This is a genomic window from Bacteroides sp. MSK.20.12 (genome assembly GCF_019052435.1).
GTDB classification, from domain to species: domain Bacteria; phylum Bacteroidota; class Bacteroidia; order Bacteroidales; family Bacteroidaceae; genus Bacteroides; species Bacteroides xylanisolvens.
The window spans coordinates 1-20,132 of sequence record NZ_JAHQVH010000005.1 but is presented as its reverse complement, the minus strand read 5'-3'; the positions used below and the strand labels follow the sequence as shown (position 1 = coordinate 20,132).

Annotated in this window: 10 protein-coding genes; 5 read left to right on the top strand and 5 right to left on the bottom strand. The window is 42.4% G+C overall.

Annotation, left to right across the window (positions count from 1 at the left end):
• The first annotated feature begins 239 nt into the window (after positions 1–239).
• From KTR06_RS04125 to KTR06_RS04115, 3 genes are all read left to right on the top strand, one after another.
• Positions 240–3,044, top strand: coding sequence for a glycoside hydrolase family 78 protein (locus tag KTR06_RS04125; protein WP_217289988.1), 2,805 nt, complete (start codon positions 240–242; stop codon positions 3,042–3,044).
• 199 nt (positions 3,045–3,243) lie between these two features.
• Positions 3,244–4,596, top strand: a complete 1,353-nt coding sequence (locus tag KTR06_RS04120) for a glycoside hydrolase family 28 protein (RefSeq protein WP_120069787.1) — start codon at positions 3,244–3,246, stop codon at positions 4,594–4,596.
• A 96-nt stretch (positions 4,597–4,692) separates the two neighbouring features.
• Positions 4,693–6,657 (top strand): DUF3826 domain-containing protein, encoded by a 1,965-nt coding sequence (locus KTR06_RS04115; RefSeq protein ID WP_120069790.1) that lies wholly within the window; start codon positions 4,693–4,695, stop codon positions 6,655–6,657.
• A gap of 232 nt (positions 6,658–6,889) precedes the next feature.
• On the opposite strand, the gene KTR06_RS04110 is transcribed toward KTR06_RS04115, so the two are convergent.
• The 5 genes from KTR06_RS04110 to KTR06_RS04090 form a co-directional block, all read right to left on the bottom strand.
• Positions 6,890–7,777: an SDR family NAD(P)-dependent oxidoreductase gene (locus KTR06_RS04110; RefSeq protein ID WP_120069793.1), complete on the bottom strand. Its 888-nt coding sequence runs from the start codon at positions 7,775–7,777 to the stop codon at positions 6,890–6,892.
• A gap of 113 nt (positions 7,778–7,890) precedes the next feature.
• A complete protein-coding gene (locus KTR06_RS04105; RefSeq protein WP_217289987.1) occupies positions 7,891–11,751 on the bottom strand; it encodes a family 78 glycoside hydrolase catalytic domain in 3,861 nt (1,286 codons plus the stop codon).
• 129 nt (positions 11,752–11,880) lie between these two features.
• On the bottom strand, positions 11,881–13,347 hold the full coding sequence (locus KTR06_RS04100; protein WP_215667188.1) for a glycoside hydrolase family 140 protein: 1,467 nt from the start codon (positions 13,345–13,347) through the stop codon (positions 11,881–11,883).
• Between the two features lie 20 nt (positions 13,348–13,367).
• A complete protein-coding gene (locus tag KTR06_RS04095; RefSeq protein ID WP_215667187.1) occupies positions 13,368–14,570 on the bottom strand; it encodes a glycoside hydrolase family 105 protein in 1,203 nt (400 codons plus the stop codon).
• 13 nt (positions 14,571–14,583) lie between these two features.
• Entirely contained in the window at positions 14,584–17,052 is a 2,469-nt protein-coding gene (locus KTR06_RS04090; protein WP_215667186.1) for a glycoside hydrolase N-terminal domain-containing protein, read from the bottom strand.
• A 221-nt stretch (positions 17,053–17,273) separates the two neighbouring features.
• Here KTR06_RS04090 and KTR06_RS04085 point away from each other — a divergent pair, with 221 nt between their 5' ends.
• Together KTR06_RS04085 and KTR06_RS04080 are read left to right on the top strand one after the other, a co-directional pair.
• Positions 17,274–17,891: a DNA polymerase ligase N-terminal domain-containing protein gene (locus KTR06_RS04085; RefSeq protein WP_004308227.1), complete on the top strand. Its 618-nt coding sequence runs from the start codon at positions 17,274–17,276 to the stop codon at positions 17,889–17,891.
• Positions 17,892–18,265: 374 nt separating this feature from the next.
• On the top strand, positions 18,266–20,029 hold the full coding sequence (locus KTR06_RS04080) for a helix-turn-helix domain-containing protein (protein WP_061448318.1): 1,764 nt from the start codon (positions 18,266–18,268) through the stop codon (positions 20,027–20,029).
• Positions 20,030–20,132: the final 103 nt, after the last annotated feature.

The following is a 20,132-nucleotide window of genomic DNA, read 5'->3' as shown; positions in this document are numbered from 1 at the left end:
ATATAGCGTAGGGCAACGCCCTACGTAAAAACGGCAATCTGAATTTGCGCCCTGAAAGGGCATAATTGTATACAGTTCCGCCCTTTCAGGGCTTGTGGCTGGTGTGTTTTTTTCGTAGGGCGTTGCCCTACGCTATATAATTAAGCCCTTTCAGGGCACCCCAATAAATATATAATTGTAAGGCTTTCAGCCTAACCGATAAATTCTCATTTATCGAACAAATAAAAGATACTTGAAAAATGAAATTCAAAAAGATTCTTCTTTCATTGCTAATTTGTTTGTCTTGTTTTGTACAGGCAAAGAATATAACCATCAGTCGTCTTACCTGTGAGATGCAGGAGGGACTGGTAGTGGTCGAAGGTTCACCCCGTTTGGGCTGGGTGATGGAATCGCCGGAAAATGGGACACGACAATCTGCCTATGAGATTGATATTCGGGAAGCTTTTACAGGGCGTTCTGTTTGGAATAGTGGGAAGGTTTATTCTTCGCAGAGCCAGTTAGTTTCTACAAAGGGGGCAGATATACGTCCTGATAACTCATTTAATTATAGTTGGCGCGTTCGTGTTTGGGATGAAACAGATACACCTTCCGAGTGGAGCAGTGAAGCGAAATTCCGGGCAGTACCCGAAAGATTATCTTCGGGGCAGTGGATTGGAGCTATTACCCGACAAAATGCTCATTTACCGGAAGGGCGTAAGTTCCACGGTGGAGAGTTGAAGAAACCGGAAGTGAAAGCTGCTTGGGAAGCAGTGGACACTTTGGCAAAGAAAAGTATTTGTTTGAGAAGAACATTCCAGGTAGGAGATGCGAAAGAAGGGGGGGCAAACCGTAAACCGGGTAAGAAAATAGTGGAGGCAACGGCATACGTTTGTGGTCTGGGATTCTATGAGTTTTCTTTGAATGGCAAAAAGGTAGGTAACAGTGAGTTTGCTCCATTGTGGAGTGATTATGATAAAACTGTTTACTATAACACATACAATGTGACGGAACAATTGCGGCGTGGTGAAAATGTCGTAGGAATCTTATTGGGGAATGGATTCTATAATGTGCAGGGGGGGCGTTATCGCAAATTACAGATCAGCTTTGGTCCTCCCACACTTTTATTTGAGCTGGTTATTAACTACGAAGATGGAACATGTACGACGGTTCATTCCGATAATAATTGGAAATATGATTTTAGTCCGGTAACCTTCAATTGCATATATGGAGGAGAAGATTATGATGCGCGTCGTGAACAGAAAGGATGGAATCAGATTGGCTTTGATGACAGTCATTGGCGTCCGGTAGTCATACAGGAAGCTCCTAAAGGAATACTTCGTCCACAGATGGCGGCTCCAGTGAAAATCATGGAACGGTATGATATTCAAAAGGTAACCAAACTAAATGCGGACCAAGTTGCATCAGCTTCTGTATCAACTAAGAGAACAGTCGATCTTTCTGCTTTTGTGTTGGATATGGGACAGAATCTGGCTGGCTTTCCGGAAATAACAGTACGTGGCAAACGTGGTCAGAAAGTGACTTTGATTGTAGCCGAAGCATTGACAGAGGAAGGTGCTTGCAATCAGCGTCAGACAGGGCGTCAACACTATTACGAATACACTCTGAAAGGGGAAGGCGATGAAACCTGGCACCCTCGTTTCTCTTATTATGGTTTTAGATATGTTCAGGTAGAGGGGGCTGTCTTAAAAGGACAGAAGAATCCGCAGAAATTGCCTGTATTAAAGAATATTCAATCCTGTTTCGTCTATAATTCAGCTAGAAAAGTTTCCACTTTCGAATCATCCAACCGGATATTTAATGCTGCCCATCGATTGATCGAGAAAGCGGTTCGCAGCAATATGCAGTCTGTGTTTACGGATTGTCCGCATCGTGAGAAACTTGGGTGGCTGGAACAGGTACATCTGAATGGTCCGGGTTTGTTGTATAACTATGATTTGACAGCATACGCTCCGCAGATTATGCAGAATATGGCAGATGCACAACATTCCAACGGGGCCATGCCGACAACTGCTCCGGAATACGTGATTTTTGAAGGTCCGGGTATGGATGTTTTTGCCGAATCTCCGGAGTGGGGTGGCTCTTTGGTTATTTTCCCTTTTATGTACTATGAGACTTATGGAGACGATTCATTGATTAAGAAATATTATCCGAATATGCGTCGTTACGTGGATTATCTCAAGACTCGTGCAGATAAAGGTATTCTTTCTTTCGGATTGGGAGACTGGTATGATTACGGAGATTTCCGTGCGGGATTCTCACGGAATACACCCGTTCCTTTGGTGGCTACTGCGCATTATTACATGACAGTCATGTATTTGGTACAAGCCGCGAGAATGGTAGGTAATGACTTTGACATTCGTTATTATACTTCGTTGGCACAGGATATAATGGTTGCATTTAATAAATGTTTTCTTCATAAAGATACGGCACAATATGGTACAGGAAGCCAATGCAGTAATGCGCTTCCGTTGTTCCTCCAAATGATGCAGGATGCAGATTTGAATGAGAAAGTATTCGCGAATCTGATAAAAGATGTGGAAGCACATGGCAACCGTTTGACTACCGGTGATGTGGGAAACCGTTATCTGATTCAGACATTGGCGCGTAATGGGGAACATGAACTTATTTATAAGATGTTCAATCATGAAGAAGCTCCCGGATATGGTTTCCAGTTAAAATTCGGCGCTACAACTTTGACCGAGCAGTGGGACCCCCGTCAAGGTTCTTCCTGGAATCACTTTATGATGGGACAGATTGATGAATGGTTCTTTAATTCGCTGGTTGGTATTCGTCCTTCTACCACTCCAAAACAAGGTTATCAAAAGTTCATCATCGCTCCCCAACCTGTGGGAGATTTGAAATATGTCAAAGCGTCGTATGAAACTTTATACGGTACCATTAATGTGAACTGGACTTGTGAGAATGGGACTTTCACTTTAAACGTGTCTGTTCCGGTGAATACTACCGCTGTCGTTTACCTCCCGGGCGAAAAAGAACCGAAAGAGATACAGAGTGGAACATATAAATTGGTTTGTGCAAAATGAAAGAGACATTTTATATATATTTGTAGAATGAAAAACAATGTATTCATATAAAAAATCATGCAGCATCTTTATTTTAATCATATAGCATGTTTGAAAAAAACATCTCAATGATTGTCTTCAAACATTGGGAAGAAAAAAAGATTCTATTAGCATGATTTTTTAGAAGGAAACGATGAAATATACTTTAATAATATCGATTATGAATTTACGAACAACTCTTATTGTCTTTCTTTGCTTCTGTGCAACCACAGTTCTTCGTGCCGAGCGTGTAGATATGCTGAAGGTCGGTGCAAAAGCAAATGGCAAGACTCTTAATACAAAGCTAATCAATTCAACGATTGACCGTCTGAACCGTGGCGGCGGAGGTACTCTTTTCTTTCCTGCCGGGACTTATCTGACGGGGAGTATCCATCTGAAAAGTAATATTACACTGGAGTTGGAAGCCGGAGCTACCTTACTCTTTTCCGATAACTTTGATGACTATCTTCCTTTTGTCGAGGTTCGTCATGAAGGAGTGATGATGAAAAGTTTCCAGCCTTTGATTTATGCGGTAGATGCCGAGAATATTACGATCAAAGGAGAAGGAACTTTGGACGGACAAGGGAAGAAATGGTGGATGGAGTTCTTTCGTGTCATGATTGATTTGAAAGACAATGGCATGCGTGATGTGAATAAATATCAGCCAATGTGGGATGCAGCAAACGATACGACAGCAATTTATGCTGAAACGAACAAGGATTATGTAAATACATTGCAACGTCGCTTTTTCCGTCCTCCGTTCATTCAGCCCGTTCGTTGTAAGAAAGTAAAGATTGAAGGAGTGAAAATCATAAATTCTCCCTTTTGGACGGTCAATCCGGAGTTTTGTGACAATGTAACCATAAAGGGGATCACCATAGATAATGCGCCCTCACCAAATACGGACGGAGTGAATCCGGAATCCTGCCGCAACGTACATATCAGCGACTGCCATATATCAGTAGGAGACGATTGCATCACAATCAAGTCGGGAAGAGATGCGCAGGCCCGTCGTTTGGGAGTACCTTGCGAGAATATCACTATCACCAACTGCACCATGCTTTCCGGTCACGGAGGCGTTGTTATCGGCAGCGAGATGAGTGGGAGTGTGCGTAAAGTTACTATTTCCAATTGCGTGTTTGACGGAACAGATCGTGGAATCCGTATTAAGTCGACCCGTGGAAGGGGAGGAGTCGTTGAAGATATTCGTGTCAGCAACGTCGTAATGAGCAACATTAAACAGGAAGCTGTCGTATTGAATTTGAAATACAGTAAAATGCCTGCCGAACCTAAGAGTGAACGCACTCCGATATTCCGTAACGTACATATCAGCGGAATGACTGTGACAAACGTAAAGACTCCGATCAAAATAGTGGGCTTGGAAGAAGCGCCGATATCTGACATCGTTTTGCGTGATATTCACATTCAAGAAGGGAAACAGAAATGTATCTTCGAAAATTGTGAACGTATCACGATGGATGACGTAATCGTCAATGGTGAAGTAATTAAAAGCACCACAGATACTACAGATTAACACAGATTTTTAATTCGACTAAATTATAAGAATAATAAATCTGTGAAAATCTGTGTAATCTGTGGTGAAAAAACAACTTGCATAAATTAAAAATAAATGAAACGAATCCTTTTTACTATGCTTCTTGCCGCATCTCTTTCGGCCGAAGCCCAGACGCAAACATACGAGACGGAATTTGCCCGTCCCTTGAATGAAGTACTGACGGATATACAGAACCGTTTCGGAGTCCGTTTGAAATATGACATTGATACGGTGGGAAAAGTGCTGTCTTATGCCGATTTCCGTATCCGTCCTTATTCCGTGGAAGAATCCTTGACGAATGTATTGGCACCTTTCGATTATAAATTTGTTAAGCAGAAAGGAAATATGTATAAGCTGAAAGCATACGAGTATCCACGTCGTACAGATGCAGACGGAGAGAAGATGCTGGCTTATCTGAATACACTCTATACAGACCAACAGTCCTTTCAACTTCGTGCCGATTCTCTGAAAAAAGAGGTACGTCAGCGTTTAGGTATTGATACTTTGTTGGCTCAATGTGTCAAAACCAAACCTATTCTTTCAAAGATACGTAAGTTTGATGGCTATACCGTGCAGAATTTCGCACTTGAAACACTTCCCGGATTATACATTTGCGGTTCTATCTATACGCCCCAATCGAAAGGAAAACATGCGTTGATAATCTGCCCTAACGGACATTTTGGTGGCGGACGTTATCGGGAAGACCAACAACAACGTATGGGAACTTTAGCACGTATGGGAGCTGTTTGTGTAGACTATGATTTGTTCGGATGGGGAGAGTCGGCTTTGCAAGTGGGCAGTGCGGCACACCGTAGTAGTGCGGCGCACACTATTCAGGCAATGAACGGCTTACTGATTCTTGACTACATGCTTGCTTCCCGTAAAGATATTGATACCAGCCGTATCGGTGCGAATGGCGGTTCGGGTGGAGGTACCCATACTGTATTGTTGAGCGTATTGGATGATCGTTTCACCGCTTCAGCTCCGGTGGTGAGCCTGGCTTCTCACTTCGACGGTGGCTGTCCCTGCGAAAGCGGAATGCCTATTCAACTATCTGCAGGAGGAACCTGTAATGCGGAATTAGCCGCTACTTTTGCTCCTCGTCCACAACTGATCGTATCGGATGGCGGCGACTGGACGGCCAGTGTTCCTACTCTTGAATTTCCTTATCTGCAACGAATCTACGGATTCTACCAGGCAAAAGATAAAGTAACGAATGTACATCTTCCCAAAGAGAAACATGACTTTGGTCCGAATAAGCGGAATGCTGTTTATGACTTCTTCGCAGAAGTATTCAAATTGGATAAAAAGATGTTGGATGAAAGCAAGGTCACCATTGAACCGGAATCCGCTATGTATAGTTTTGGTGAAAAAGGAGCTTTGCTTCCTGAAGGCGCCATTCGTTCTTTTGACAAGGTAGCTGCTTATTTTGACAAGAAGGCTTTTGCTAATTTAAAATCAGATGCTTCTCTCGAAAAGAAAGCCATCGACTGGGTAGCTTCTTTAGAGTTGAACGATGATAAAAAAGCAGGTTTTGCAGTAACTGCCATTTATAATCATCTTCGTAAAGTGCGTGACTGGCACAATGAGCACCCTTATACAACAATCCCCGAGGGTATCAATCCTTTGACAGGCAAACCGCTTTCCAAGCTCGACCGTGAAATGATAGCAGATTCCGCTATGCCGAAAGAAGTACATGAAAGGCTAATGAAAGATCTGCGCAGAGTATTGACGGAAGAACAGATTGAACAAATCCTGGATAAATACACGGTAGGTAAAGTTGCTTTTACCTTGAAAGGTTATCAGGCCATTGTACCCAATATGACGGAAGAGGAAACGGCTTTCGTTCTGGAACAGTTGAAATTGGCTCGTGAACAGGCTATTGACTACAAGAATATGAAGCAGATTTCTGCTATCTTCGAAATTTATAAAACCAAATGCGAACAGTATTTCAATGAGCATGGTCGCAACTGGCGGCAGATGTTCAAAGATTACGTGAATAAGCGAAACGCAGAAAAGAAGGCTCAAGGAAAGAAATAAATGAGGGTAAACCCTTAACCTCCTACATAACCGGAAAATCTCCGGGATAATAGAAGAATATAATAGAGCTATGCTTTGCAACTGACAAAGCATAGCTTTATCATATCTAAAACTATGCTTTAGCTCTCAAAAAACACTGCTATCACTTTCACGAAGCTTTGATTGTGAAGACAGGAGTGGAAGTTACTCGAAACGTGTTGAAAGATTCTCTTGGTGATGACTTTACTTCAAACTATTCAATATAAATCATCTTTTTCGTCATTCCCCCGTCAATAGTGATGTTTTCTCCATTGATGAAATCATTGTTTTCCTCACAGAGAAACAGACACATGCGGGCAATATCTTCCGGTTTACCTACCCGGCGTGAAGGATGTTGTGAATGGTCTTCCGGTTGGAGTTGATCATAATCATGAGTCTGTATCCATCCCGGAGCAATCGAGTTAACTGTGATATTCCATTCGGATAAAGACAAAGCCAATGCATGAGTCAAAGAATAGATACCACCTTTCGAAGCTGCATAACCTTCACTTCCCGGTTCACTCATCAGATAACGTGTAGAGCAGATATTTATAATTCGGCCGTATGGGTTGGGAGAGGGCTGCTTTTTACGATGGACGGCAAGCAGTCGGGAAGTGATGAATACAGGACGCAGGTTAATAGAAAGAATTTTGTCGAAATCCTCTACACTTGTTTCTGTGATAGAAGAAAATTTGCTGATACCGACGTTGTTGACAATAATATCAATATCGTTCCATTCGGCAAGAATGGTTTGCATACAACTTTCAAGTGCGTTTTTATCACTTACGTCGACCTTATGGAACATAGCCCCGGTTGCCTTCGCAGTCTCCTGTCCCGATGTTTCGTTTATATCACAAAAGGCAACTTGATTTCCAGCTAGGCAAAAAGCTTCTACTATTGCTTTGCCTATTCCTTCCGCTCCGCCTGTTATAAATACTCTTCTTTTTGAATCCTCCGGTTTTGAAACCGTTGAAGTGTGAGACTTCGATTCAGCCGGACGTACTGCTGTTAGTTTCTTCTTACCATATTTTTGTGCTTGTTTCCAAGCAGCTTTTCGGGCTTCGTATTGTTCCTGTTGTCTTTCTATGTAATTATCTGCCATCGTTATTTTTTATTTATTGGCAAATGTAAAGTATAAAATGGATAAATACAAGAATCGACCGCTCTTTTGCGGGCAAAGGAGCGGTCGATTTCATTCAGATGATCGTTCAATATTTAAAACTTCGTCGGATCTATCTCTGCATATTTAATTCGTTGACGGCGCCATGTATAAATGGCATGCAGCTTCCCGTCTTTCCCCTGAATAATGCTAGGGTAAGAGTATTGGCTGATCGGACTATCTTCTAATGTAAGAACAGGCTGCCAATTGATACCATCTTCTGAAACGGCCACACAGAGCGGAGTACGCGGACCTTTCGGAGTTCCGGGCAATGTAGAGAAATTATTGTAGATAAGGATATGTCTACCGTCTTTCATTGTCACGGCATCCGTACCGGAATTATTATTCGGGACATCCAGCAACGTAACTTTACTCCATGTGTCACCATTATCACTGCTCCACGCAGTTGCTACCTGTGCGTTACGTGTACGGCAGAGTATCTGTAATCTTCCATCCTTATGCTTCAAAATACTGGGTTGTATTGCATAAACAGGTTTGGCTCCTTCTCCTTCGATCGCTTCTCCGCCTTCCTGGTCATCCACATTCACACCTCCCTTTTTACGATTTTGGGTGGGGACAGATAACTCGGCATCCAGTGGTCCGACCATCTTCCAGGTCTTGCCTTTATCATCGGAAATCTCGAAATGGACACGCCATCCGTTACTTCCTTCCGTACTGGAAGGGCAGATGATACGCCCATTGATATATTCCGGTTTATTCTTAATAGGTCCAAGAAAACCTTTCGGAAGCGCTTCGCGTTTGCTCCAGGTTTTTCCTCCGTCGCGTGAACGGACAAGCCATCCTGTCCAGTCGCTCACTTTCAAACCTATTTTATAAAACAGAATCAGGTCACCTCCGGGAATCTGGAAAAGAACCGGGTTCCAGCAAGCTTTTCTGCGGGCAATAAGTGTTCCTTTTGCATCTTTCACCGGGGTACAGGTTGAATCGATTCCGGCCAATACTGCTTGTGGGTCTTTGAGTGAAAACACACCGTCGGCAGCAAGTTTGGGGGCGGTCCATTCTTTAGAGCCTTTAGGTTTACGACATACCCAGATGCAACAATCCGGATTGCGCTCTTTGGTTCCTCCGAAGAAAGAGGCTACGAGATCACCATTTTTCAGCTCTACTATCGTAGCTCCGTGACATTCGGGGAAAGAAGCGTTTTCGTACAGAAATTCATCAGTCAGAATAGCCGTATTCCGGGTGGGAATGTCTACACTGAAATGATATTTTCCTGATCCGATTTTTTCTTTCCGTCCATCCGGAAGATGTACTTCCCCCGTCGTATTGGCGGGAAGTTCGATATCCCATTCCAAATGTGTGGGAGTCTTTGTCCATCGGCTGGTTATTTTTCCGTAGATACTTATGTACGATGCATCCACGTTACTCAACTCCTGAATTTCAAAAGCCGGCTGGAAGACGATATGCTTGTAACCGGACTTCCAGCGGTCCGCACGGATACCTGCCAAGTTATTGAAGCACCACGGTAATAAATCACCTAAAAGCATCACGTGATTACCGCTATTCATTTCAGGATTTGCCGTATCACCGTTCCATAACTCCCAAATAGTGGTAGCACCTTTTTCAACCATATATCCCCAGGAAGGATATGTTTTATTGGTAGCCAGTAGATAAGCTACATTGGCATGACCGCGACGGCTCAATTCACGCAATAGCCATTGTACACCGATTACTCCGGTACTTATATGTCCCTTGTTGGTTGTAATAATGGAAGTTACGGCATTTTTAGCTACTTCATTGATGTAGTTCTTTGGCACTAGACCAAAAGCAAGTGGCAAGATATTGGCAGTAACTGTGTTGTTACCATAGAAAATACTGTCCGGATATAAGGTATGTCCCGGTACGGGAGAGGTACCTTCCTTTACGTGAAGAAAACGGGCATTGAATGCGTCTTTCATGCGATGTTCCAAATCTTCCCATTCTTCTGCGTCAGCTTTCAACCCTTGCAAGCTTGCAAAGCGGTGCATCAGTTGTAATACTTTCAGATAATAAGCGGTTGCGATCAGAGCTCCGTCAGTCTTGCGGGAAGGGTCCTTGCTATGAATTAACTCCAGTGATTCGGGTGGAACGCACCAGTCACCATATTTATCTTTGGTGATGATAAGATCCTCTGTCATGTAGTATTCACGGATATGAGATACCCACTTCTTGATAGCCGGATAATTCTCTTCGATCGGACGTTTATCTCCAAAGTTTGTGAAAAGCATGTCGCAGGCCATTGGTAAAGCGGCAGGCCAAGTCACATTGTCCGAGTAGTAGTTCCAGTATGCTGGGGCTACATCAGGAATACAGCCGTCTTCCCGTTGTGCTTCACGGATGTCACGCGTCCATTTGGTATACATGGCGTAATTATCGAAAAGCATGCTTTCTCCCCAACAGCCCATGGTACGGTCACCCAACCATGGTTGGCGTTCATTCCGTTGCGGACAGTCAACCGGCATCCCTTTATAGTTGCTCCGGATTCCCCAAAATGCATTACGGATAATCTTATTCAGAGTTTCGTCAGAACAGTTGAAAGTACCGATATGCTCCATTTCATCTTCTACTACTTCGGCAACGAAATCTTCTGCCTTCGCATTCGGATAACCGCTGACTTCTACATAACGGAATCCATGATAAATAAAACGAGGTGCCCAGGTAGCATCTTTTGTTTCGCGTCCGCTGACAACATATACATCTGTAGAACGGGCATCCCTGAAGTTTCTTGTATAAAGTTCGCCATTGTCTTGCAGACTTTCTGCAAAACGGAGACGGATGCTATCGCCAGCCTGTCCTTTTATCCGGAAACGTACCCAGCCCGCCATATTCTGACCGATATCCAGGATATATTTGTTACCAAGCTTTTTAATAGAAACGGGCTTCAGGGTTTCTGTAACTTTCATGCCCGGCATCATTTGTGCGCGCAATGTTCCTGAAGGAATACTGACACGTTGGGCCGGCATCCAGTTTTTGTCATCATATCCGGTTTGAGTCCAGGCTCCTAGCTCTTTACGGGCATCATATTCTTCGCCATCATATTCATTATTGCTACGGATAGGACCTTCAGTAGTCAATTTCCATGAAGTGTTTGTAGCAATCGTTTCTTTGCTGCCGTCTGCATATTCCACAATCAGATTCAACCGGAGTTTAGGATAACCGAAAGTCGGTATCTTATACGGTTTATAGTTCTGACGCATCGTATAGAAGCGACCATTTCCAAGAGTTACTCCAATAGCATTTTCTGTTTGAAGCAGTGAAGTAACATCGTATGTGTTGTACAGAATTGTTTTCCGGTAGTCGGTAGGAGCAGGTGCCAGTACTTGATTGCCGATGCGTTGTCCGTTGATAAACAACTCGTACAATCCCATTCCGGCGATATGTACTGTGGCACGTTTCACATCTTTCTTTACTGCAAATTCTTTACGGAGATAACGGGCTGCCAAACGGCTCCATTGTGTTTCGCTATCTCCGGGAGCGGCCCTGTCCAAGCCGATCCATTGCCCTTGCCAGTCCGCTTCATTAAATAGTCCGGTGGTCCAGAAAGCCGGAGCACTCCAATTCGTTGCGCCTTTGTTGGTGTTTATTTTTACTTTCCAATAGTAGGAGGCATTACATTTTAATGTTTTTCCCTGATAAGTGATCCATTGAGAAGCGTCAGATTCAATCTTTCCTGAATCCCAAATATCTCCTTTTCCTTGTTCCAATAGCTCCGGGGAAGATGCGACAAGAATGTGATACGCAGTTTGTATCACATTCTGTTCATCCGATTCGATGCGCCAACTCAATCGGGGTTGGCGCACATCGATACCTGCCGGATTTTTCAACTGCTCCGTTCGCAGGTCAGTGATACCTATGGCTGCGTATAGTGAACCTGCAAAGAGCAGAAGAAAGAAAAATGATACTATTCTTTTATTCATAAGTATGTTCTCATAATTCGTTTATATAATAAATTTAGGCACGGATTGCACGGATTAATGCTGTTGTTTTACTTATCTGTCATTCTGAAAACCGTAAAATCCGTGTAATCTGTGCCTAATAATACAAAATTATTTAGCCCATTTTTGTTGTGCATTTGGTAATTCTGTCCAGGCCTTCTCCACATAGTTCTTACTACTATCCACTACAATCAGAATATGATCGTTTCCACTGCAATAACCACTGTCGTGCTGGAATTTGTGCACTCCGTTATCAAATTCTCCGATGTATTCCAGTTTACCATCTTTCGTGGTGTACCACCAAGCATTCTTTTTCGCGCCGCTAATCTTGCTGAAATCAACTTCTATCGGACGTCCGGTATAGTTGTATACCATCAGATAATCATTTCCACGTGTAGCGATAGCGCGGTCATAACGTTCTCCATTCTGTCCTGTGATGATAGACTGATCGGGTATGCGTTCAAAGAACGGGAAAGTCAACATCAGGTTTTTCAGATACTTCATCTGATTGTAGCCCGGATCATTCAACGCATCATACCAAGGTTTCTTTGCACCGTAAGCACCACCTACACCCGGTTTGATAAATTGCATGATGGAATTATGACCGTAAGTATGTCCGAAAGAACCTGCAAATACAGACCAATAAGCATAACGACGTACGTCATAATCCTTCCACAACAGTTCGTTTTCATCGTGCAGACCATGAGGTATTTCTTCATAGATCGGTTCACCGTCAATCACAGGCTTCATGGGTTTCATGGCCAGGCTGCGTTCTACAAAACGCCAGTTATCCTCTTCCGTATTTTCTTCGATAGGGTAGTCACCATCTCCGAAACGTTGTCCGTAGCGACGATGTCCGCTTTGAAACATGTTGAAATCCAACCAGGGAGCGTTATTGAACCAAGTTGCGGAAGTTGTTCTTCCACGTGGATGGAATGTCATCAGGTGATTTTTGTCGATAGCTTTGATAGAGGTTGCCAAAGCTTCCCATTCAGCGGTTTTCACGTCGCCACGGATATCTCCACCGATAAACCAGATAATATTCGGCTCGTCCTTATAACGCTCTGCCAAAAACTTGCCGTATGCTTTTGCCTGTTCTACAGTCATCTCGCCCCGGTTCACCGGGCTTCCCCAAATGCAGACCATGCCGATATATTGTCCCTTCTTGGCTGCTGTACGGATAATGTAATCCATGTGATCCCAATAACCATATACGCCTTTTTGATTGATGTTTTTGAAGTTGTATCCGTCAATCATCGAATATTGTCCGTAGATATTCATAGACGGAACATTATTCAACGTTTGAACCTGAATCACGTTGTATCCGCGACGTTTGCATTGTTCCAGGTAATATTCGGCTTCATCCCGGTTCAAGCGTTCGGGCAATAGCCAACCGGTTTCTCCTAACCAAAAGAAAGGAGCACCGTTTTCGTGTTTCAGGTAACGTCCCTCTTCGGAAACTACGAGTTTGCCGTTGTCCCAAGGGATATACGTCTTTTGTGTTTTCTTCTGTGCTGCAGCCGAAGTTGTCATTGTCAATAGCAGCAACAAAAGAGGAAGAATCTTGAATTTTCTCATTGTATTTTATCGTTTTTAGTTTATTTCTTTGTCATTTTCTCATACTCAATAGCAGCCAAGATGAATGAACCTACCGATTTCGGATCATTTTCTATGATCGGTTCACTGATATAATATTCAAATGAGCCGTCACGATATCTTTTTGAATCTCCGCCCAATCCTGCAACAGCACAGCAATTGGTAATTGTATAGCTGCCATCTTCTTCCAAACGGGTAAATGTCTTTACCATTCCGTCAAAGGCTTTTTGTGTCGGTTCGATATACTCGTTGCCAATATATCCTTTATTGATAGCTTTGGCAAGCGTATAGATAAACAGGGCAGTGGCAGATGATTCCAAATAATTACCTTCACGTACTCCCTGATCGGTTACCTGATACCAGGTTCCGGATGAAGGATCTTGGTATTTCACAATCGCTTTTGCCAATCCCTGCAGAATTTGTATAATGCTGTCGCGTCCGGCTGTTTCCTGTGGCAGGAAGTCCAGTACATCTACAATAGCAGCTCCATACCATCCGATACTGCGACTCCAAAAATTAGGAGAACAACCCGTTTCAGGATTTGACCATTTCTGTTCGCGACTTTCATCCCATCCGTGATAAAAAAGCCCTGTTGCAGGATCATAAGTCTTGCTATTTATCAAAAGAATCTGTTTTGTTGCTTCGTCAAATAAAGCGGGCTCATTAAAAGTAGCACCATATTGAACCAGATAAGGAGAAGCCATAAAAATTCCGTCCAGCCACATTTGATGAGGATATCTCAATTTATGCCAGAATCCTCCCTCACTGGTACGGGGTTGCTCTGCCATTTGCTTGCGCAAAGTATCCATGGCTATTTTGTAACGTTCGTCTCCGGTCTGTGCGTAAAGATCGAAAAGAATCTTTCCACCGTTGACATTATCAATATTGAATGAAAGATATTTCATGGTTTTGATATGTCCGTCAGCATCGATCAGACTATCTGCATATATCTTGGCATACTCATAATATACGCTGTCCCCGGTATGTTTCCATTCTTCCAACATGGATTTCACTACTAGTCCGTGGGTATATCCCCAGCGTGGTTTTTTAGCTTTTTCAATCATCCAGAGTTCGGGGAAACGTTTCATTTCGGAGCGTGCCATGCGTTCACTCCATTTTTCCGTTTCTGTTTTTTGAGGTGCTGCGCAAGCTAGGAAACAAGCAGTTCCACAGGCGACAATCAGTTTCAATAAGTTTTTGTTCATATCGGTCGAGTTATTATTTTCCAATCAATACATATTCTTTTCCTGCTTTGGTAGGTAGGTCATAGAGGTAAGTCTCTGCAATTTCCACTTTGTTCAAGTTGGCCTTTTCGTTAATCAATGGCTCCGGAATGGTGGGGACTGCATAAAGAGGGTTCGGATTTTCACCTTTGGCACGCTTCAAGCCATTCCCGGTTAATGGGTTGAGCGAACGTAAACGACAATTTCCTCCCTTATGAGATTTGACAACCAGCCGGCTGACTTTCCCGTTTTTCCAACTCAAATCAAGTTCGAAACCTCCACGGGCAATGATTCCTTTGATAGAACCTTCTGTCCAAACGGTAGGCAGTGCGGGAAGCAAATATATAAAACCGTCGTAGCTTTGCATCAACATCTCTGCAATGCCTGCGGCACAACCAAAGTTTCCATCAATCTGAAATGGCGGATGCGCATCGAACAGGTTAGGGTAGGTGCCTCCTTTTTTCTTTTCATTGCGTACGAGAGTCAGCTGGTCAGTTATCAGCTTGTAGGCGTGGTCACCATCAAGCAGGCGTGCCCATAGGCAAACTTTCCATCCCATGCTCCACCCGGTCGACGGGTCGCCACGATGAATCAGAGAAGTACGTGCTGCATCAAATAATTCAGGAGTACGGTAAGGGGAAATCTGATTGCTGGGGAAGAGTCCGTACAAATGAGAAATGTGGCGGTGCACGTCCTTCGGATCATCCCAGTCGAACATCCACTCTTGTAATTGCCCCCAATGTCCCACCTGCATGGGAGCCATTTCTTTGAGACGTTGTGTCAGATGAGAGGCAAACTTCTGATCTGTATCCAGTATTTGAGAAGCAGATATAATTGCTGTCCAAAGATCGAAAATCAATTGGTTGTCCATGGTGCATCCGGCAGCTGTAGTAGCTTTCCCGTTACTTCCCGAATGTACATTCTCCGGTGAATTACTGGGGCAGACTACCAGCCAGTTGTGTACGGGTTCTTTCACCATAATTTCATCAAAGAAACGTCCGGACTCTTTCAGTATCGGATAGACAGAACGCAGGAATTCCACATCTCCGGTGTATAGATAACGCTCCCAAAGATGTCGGCAAAGCCATGCGCCACCACTGGGCCACATACCCGAAGGAGCTTTGTCAACTGCTCCTGTAATGCGCCATATATCCGTGTTATGATGCAACACCCATCCGTTGGCTCCATACATAATCTTAGCCGTCTCTTTACCTGTGTCACTCACTTCTTTTATCAGACGGAATAACGGTTCATTCAGTTCACTTAGATTCGTTACTTCCGAAGGCCAGTAATTCATTTCCAAATTGATGTTACAAGTATATTTGCTATCCCAGGAAGGGAATAATTTGTCATTCCAAATTCCTTGTAAATTGGCGGGTTGTCCTCCCGGTTGGGAAGAACAGATCAACAAATAACGTCCGAATTGAAAATAGGTGGCAACTAGATGTGTGTCATTGGTGTTTTTGAAATTCTCCACACGCTTATCGGTGGTTACATTCGCATATTGGTCTCGTCCCAAATCAAGAGAAACCCGTGTCAGATATTGTCGGTAAAAATCAACATGATTCTTCTTCGATTCAATGAACGGATGAACCATTGCTTTCGCCAAATAATTCTTTGCTCGCTCTGTCTGATTACCGGTGATGTCTTGATAGTTGTTGAAATTAGTTGCAATGGATACATAGATAACCGCTTCGTCGGCTTTCTCAACAGAAAGTATTCCATCGGCACAAGCTATTTTCCCACCTTTATTTTTAGCAGTCAATCTGCCTTGAAATTCTACTTTTCCTTTCAATCCTTCATGCAAGGAAGAGACTCCCGAGAGTGTCACACAGTTTCCCTCTTCAGAAGCAATCATAACATCCTGGTGAGGAGAAGTGAGTTGTGCATTGAAAGTAATTTGTCCGGGACGATTGGCGGTCAGTCGTACCATTACTACCTGATCGGTGAATGAGGTGATCGTTTCGCGTTGATACTGCACTCCGTCTACTTCATAACGTACGATTGCACGTGCGGAATCCAGACTTAATTCCCTGTAATAATTGGAATAACGTGTATGACCGGGAAAAGCGATTCGCAGGTCACCAAAACTTTGGTATGGCATTCCTGAATTAGTCTTTGCCATCACCTTCTCTGTGGCCAGTGTCTGTGCTTCAAGATATTTTCCGGCAAAGACCAGCTCACGCACTTTCGGAATATATTCCAGTGCATCCGGATTGGCGTTATTATTGGGACGTCCCGCCCAAATGCTTTCTTCGTTTAGTTGTATTTGTTCTGTGCCTGGTGTTCCATATACCATGGCCCCCAAACGACCATTCCCAAGGGGTAATGCCTCGGTCCATACCTGTGCGGGACAGTCGTACCATAGCTTGTATTCGGGTACAGAAGACTTCTGTTCCTGCGCCTGAATACAACCAACAGACATCGTGACGAACAGATATCCGATTAATTTCTTTTTATTCATTTCCTTCCAATTGCTTTTATACTTTTATAAAAGGACGATTGAAAGGGATTTTTGTACCCACTATGCAGGCAGTAAGAAAGGGAGAAGAATAAAAATAAGTTAGCAAACTTAAATGCAGTTATAAAGCCATTAAAATAGATGAATTTCGACAAACAAACAGATATACTGATTGTTGTCACATTGAATCATTCGTTTTTTTATTCACCTAAAAAATACAGATTATGGCAAAGAATTCTCCCGATGAAGGAAAAAACATCAAAATGGTAGAAAAGCAGGCGGTTGAAGCCTCTATGATTAACCTCAAAGAGTACCGGGCAAAAAGGCAATTCGGTAAAACACCGGAACCGATGGCGGATACGGTGGAAACTCCCAATCGAATGCCTGTTTTTGTTGTTCAGAAGCATGATGCCAGTCATTTTCATTTCGATTTTCGTTTGGAAGTGGATGGAGTATTAAAAAGTTGGGTGGTGCCTAAAGGACCTTCCATGAATCCAAAAGATAAGAGGTTGGCCATAGAAGTAGAAGACCACCCCTTGAGTTATGCGCACTTTGAAGGAGTTATACCGGAAGGTAACTATGGAGCAGGTACGGTGGAAATATGGGATAGTGGAACCTATGCTTACGTTGGTAATAATCGTAACATTTCCGCTGCCATTAAAAATGGGATACTTGAATTCAAGTTACACGGGCATAAACTCAAAGGGCTATTTGTCCTTATACATACCAATATGGATGATCAGGATAAAGACTGGCTGTTGATAAAGAAAGATGATGTATTTGCGGCCACTCACGTTTACGATGCAAAGATTATTCCGTCTTATGATGAGGTATTCCTGTAAACTATGATCTGATAGTACTTATCAGAAGTCTATTATTTTCAAATTATATACGCGGCTTTATAATTCTACTTATTTCATTATTCTAATGATTAAGTGGAACTATATGCTCGTGTGGTTGTATTGTTTTGTGGTAAAATATTTTACAATTACTATGTTTTACCAAATAAAATGATGATTTTAGAATCTATCCCTTGATATTTCGGTAACAAACGATATTGTTACCACTTTTGATAGAAAACACCCATTGTTTTTGTTAGAATCCACCTCATATGTGGACGTTGAAAACTTTATACTTGTGCCGGATTTAGACACGTTAAAAGATCATCAAACGTGTTTTGCTGAAAATGTAAGTATTAATCAAATCCTATATAAGTATGAATGATTGTTACCTGAGTTTATTATTAAACTTTCGCGCTTTACTTTCTATAGATAGTGGAGTCAATTTAGTAAACAGTAAACAAGCTATTGGCGTAATTTTGCCTGATTTGTCATTGCTTGGTTATGCAGTTCCTGTAGAGAGTTTCGGCATTGGGCTATTTATTGTTTTGTTTGCGTATCTTGCGGTAGAGTATAATGTTCAGTTGTTGTCACATGAAAAACTTAAGATAGCTATGAACATGCTCCATACTACGCATACCCCGTTGATACTATTACGAAATCAATTGGAAGAACTTAAAACCGGTAATCTTCCCGAATCGCTTTCCCAACAGGTAGAAGAGGCATTGGGGTATACCGAATGCATCATATATTGCAATCAGAATATTGTAACCCTTAATAAGGTAAACAAAAAAATACTTCCTAAGACATCAACAGTAAATTTGGAACTCTCTTCTTATATTACTTCTATTGTTAATCAATGTCGTCCCTATGCTGATTCGCGCCGTATACAACTGACTGTCAGCGAATGTTCGGATTGCGTCAGTTGCAGGATCAATGAGAACATAATGACGGCAGCGCTTCAACATCTTATAAGCAAACTAATTTTGGCTTCCGATTTAGGCTGTTGCATATCAATCAATATAACACATACAATAGATTCCTGGCAGTTGCAGATTACTAATTGTGAGATAGCAGACAAAAGAGTAGGGAAAATGTTTCCTTTTATTCCGGTCATATTTCCCATATATGGGTATAGTGATTTGTGGACTGTAAGAAAAATCATTCGCCTGCATGGTGGAAAAATAAACGGATATAGACATGGCAAATCATTTGCTTTCCAAATTGTCATTCCAACAGATTGTCATTGCCGGAATCAGGAATGTTCGGCTATCAAACATTCTTCAACAAACACGAAGAAAAAAACTAAAGAATCTTCAGAAAGTGATAAAGATGATACCCCGAATACTAAAACAAAAGATACATCCCATATCTTATTGGTAATGGCGGACGGGGCATTCAGGAATTATTTAAAAAAAGCCTTATCGCGGTATTTTCAGATTTCAGCTTTGGAGGATCCTGATTTGCTGAAGGATACAGTAGTCCGCCAAAATCCTGATGCTATAATTATTGACGATAATGTAAACGGAACAAATGGAGATACACTTAGTTTCCGGATCAAAACAGATAAAATGATAGGGTATATACCGGTTGTTCTTTTGATAAGGGCCTTTGATAACGAAAGTTATTTGTCTCATTTAGGAAGTGGGGCGGATCGTCTGGAATTACGAACAGAAAGCATTTGCAGGCTAAGGGCAAACATACGTATGCTTGTAGAAAACCGCATGGTCTTGCGTGAACGGGTCAAATTGTTTTTGTCGGATGCTGTTTTCCCAATGGTACCCACCAAAGAAGAAATGGAAACAGAAAATACGGATCAGATATTTATGGATAAAGTCAATAAAATCCTGGAAACGAACCTTTCTACTGATAAATATACAATAGATAAATTAAGCATCGATATAGGAATGAGCCGTACTGCTTTTTATAGCAGGATACGAGAGATAACCGGGAATCCTCCGGAAAATTATATCTATTCGTTCAAAATGGGCAGGGCACTTAAACTGCTGGCCTCCCAACAGTACACTGTTTCGGAAATTGCAGGAATGCTGGGATATTGTGATGCTAAATATTTTGGAAAGAAGTTCAAAGACTTTTATCATGTATGTCCTACGGATTACATTAAAAGTATTATAGGGTAAAAGAATGTATAGTACATATTTTCAGTTTAAATGATATAAACTAAAATAGTAACCATACTATTTTCCGCCACGCCAATTTTATCGGCTGTCTTTCAGCCGATAA

What these genes read in the sequence shown, in the direction of transcription:
- KTR06_RS04125 (WP_217289988.1), top strand. Translation starts at nt 240, where the DNA reads ATGAAATTCAAAAAGATTCTTCTTTCATTGCTAATTTGTTTGTCTTGT.
- KTR06_RS04120 (WP_120069787.1), top strand. Translation starts at nt 3,244, where the DNA reads ATGAATTTACGAACAACTCTTATTGTCTTTCTTTGCTTCTGTGCAACC.
- KTR06_RS04115 (WP_120069790.1), top strand. Translation starts at nt 4,693, where the DNA reads ATGAAACGAATCCTTTTTACTATGCTTCTTGCCGCATCTCTTTCGGCC.
- KTR06_RS04110 (WP_120069793.1), bottom strand. Translation starts at nt 7,777, where the DNA reads ATGGCAGATAATTACATAGAAAGACAACAGGAACAATACGAAGCCCGA.
- KTR06_RS04105 (WP_217289987.1), bottom strand. Translation starts at nt 11,751, where the DNA reads ATGAATAAAAGAATAGTATCATTTTTCTTTCTTCTGCTCTTTGCAGGT.
- KTR06_RS04100 (WP_215667188.1), bottom strand. Translation starts at nt 13,347, where the DNA reads ATGAGAAAATTCAAGATTCTTCCTCTTTTGTTGCTGCTATTGACAATG.
- KTR06_RS04095 (WP_215667187.1), bottom strand. Translation starts at nt 14,570, where the DNA reads ATGAACAAAAACTTATTGAAACTGATTGTCGCCTGTGGAACTGCTTGT.
- KTR06_RS04090 (WP_215667186.1), bottom strand. Translation starts at nt 17,052, where the DNA reads ATGAATAAAAAGAAATTAATCGGATATCTGTTCGTCACGATGTCTGTT.
- KTR06_RS04085 (WP_004308227.1), top strand. Translation starts at nt 17,274, where the DNA reads ATGGCAAAGAATTCTCCCGATGAAGGAAAAAACATCAAAATGGTAGAA.
- KTR06_RS04080 (WP_061448318.1), top strand. Translation starts at nt 18,266, where the DNA reads ATGAATGATTGTTACCTGAGTTTATTATTAAACTTTCGCGCTTTACTT.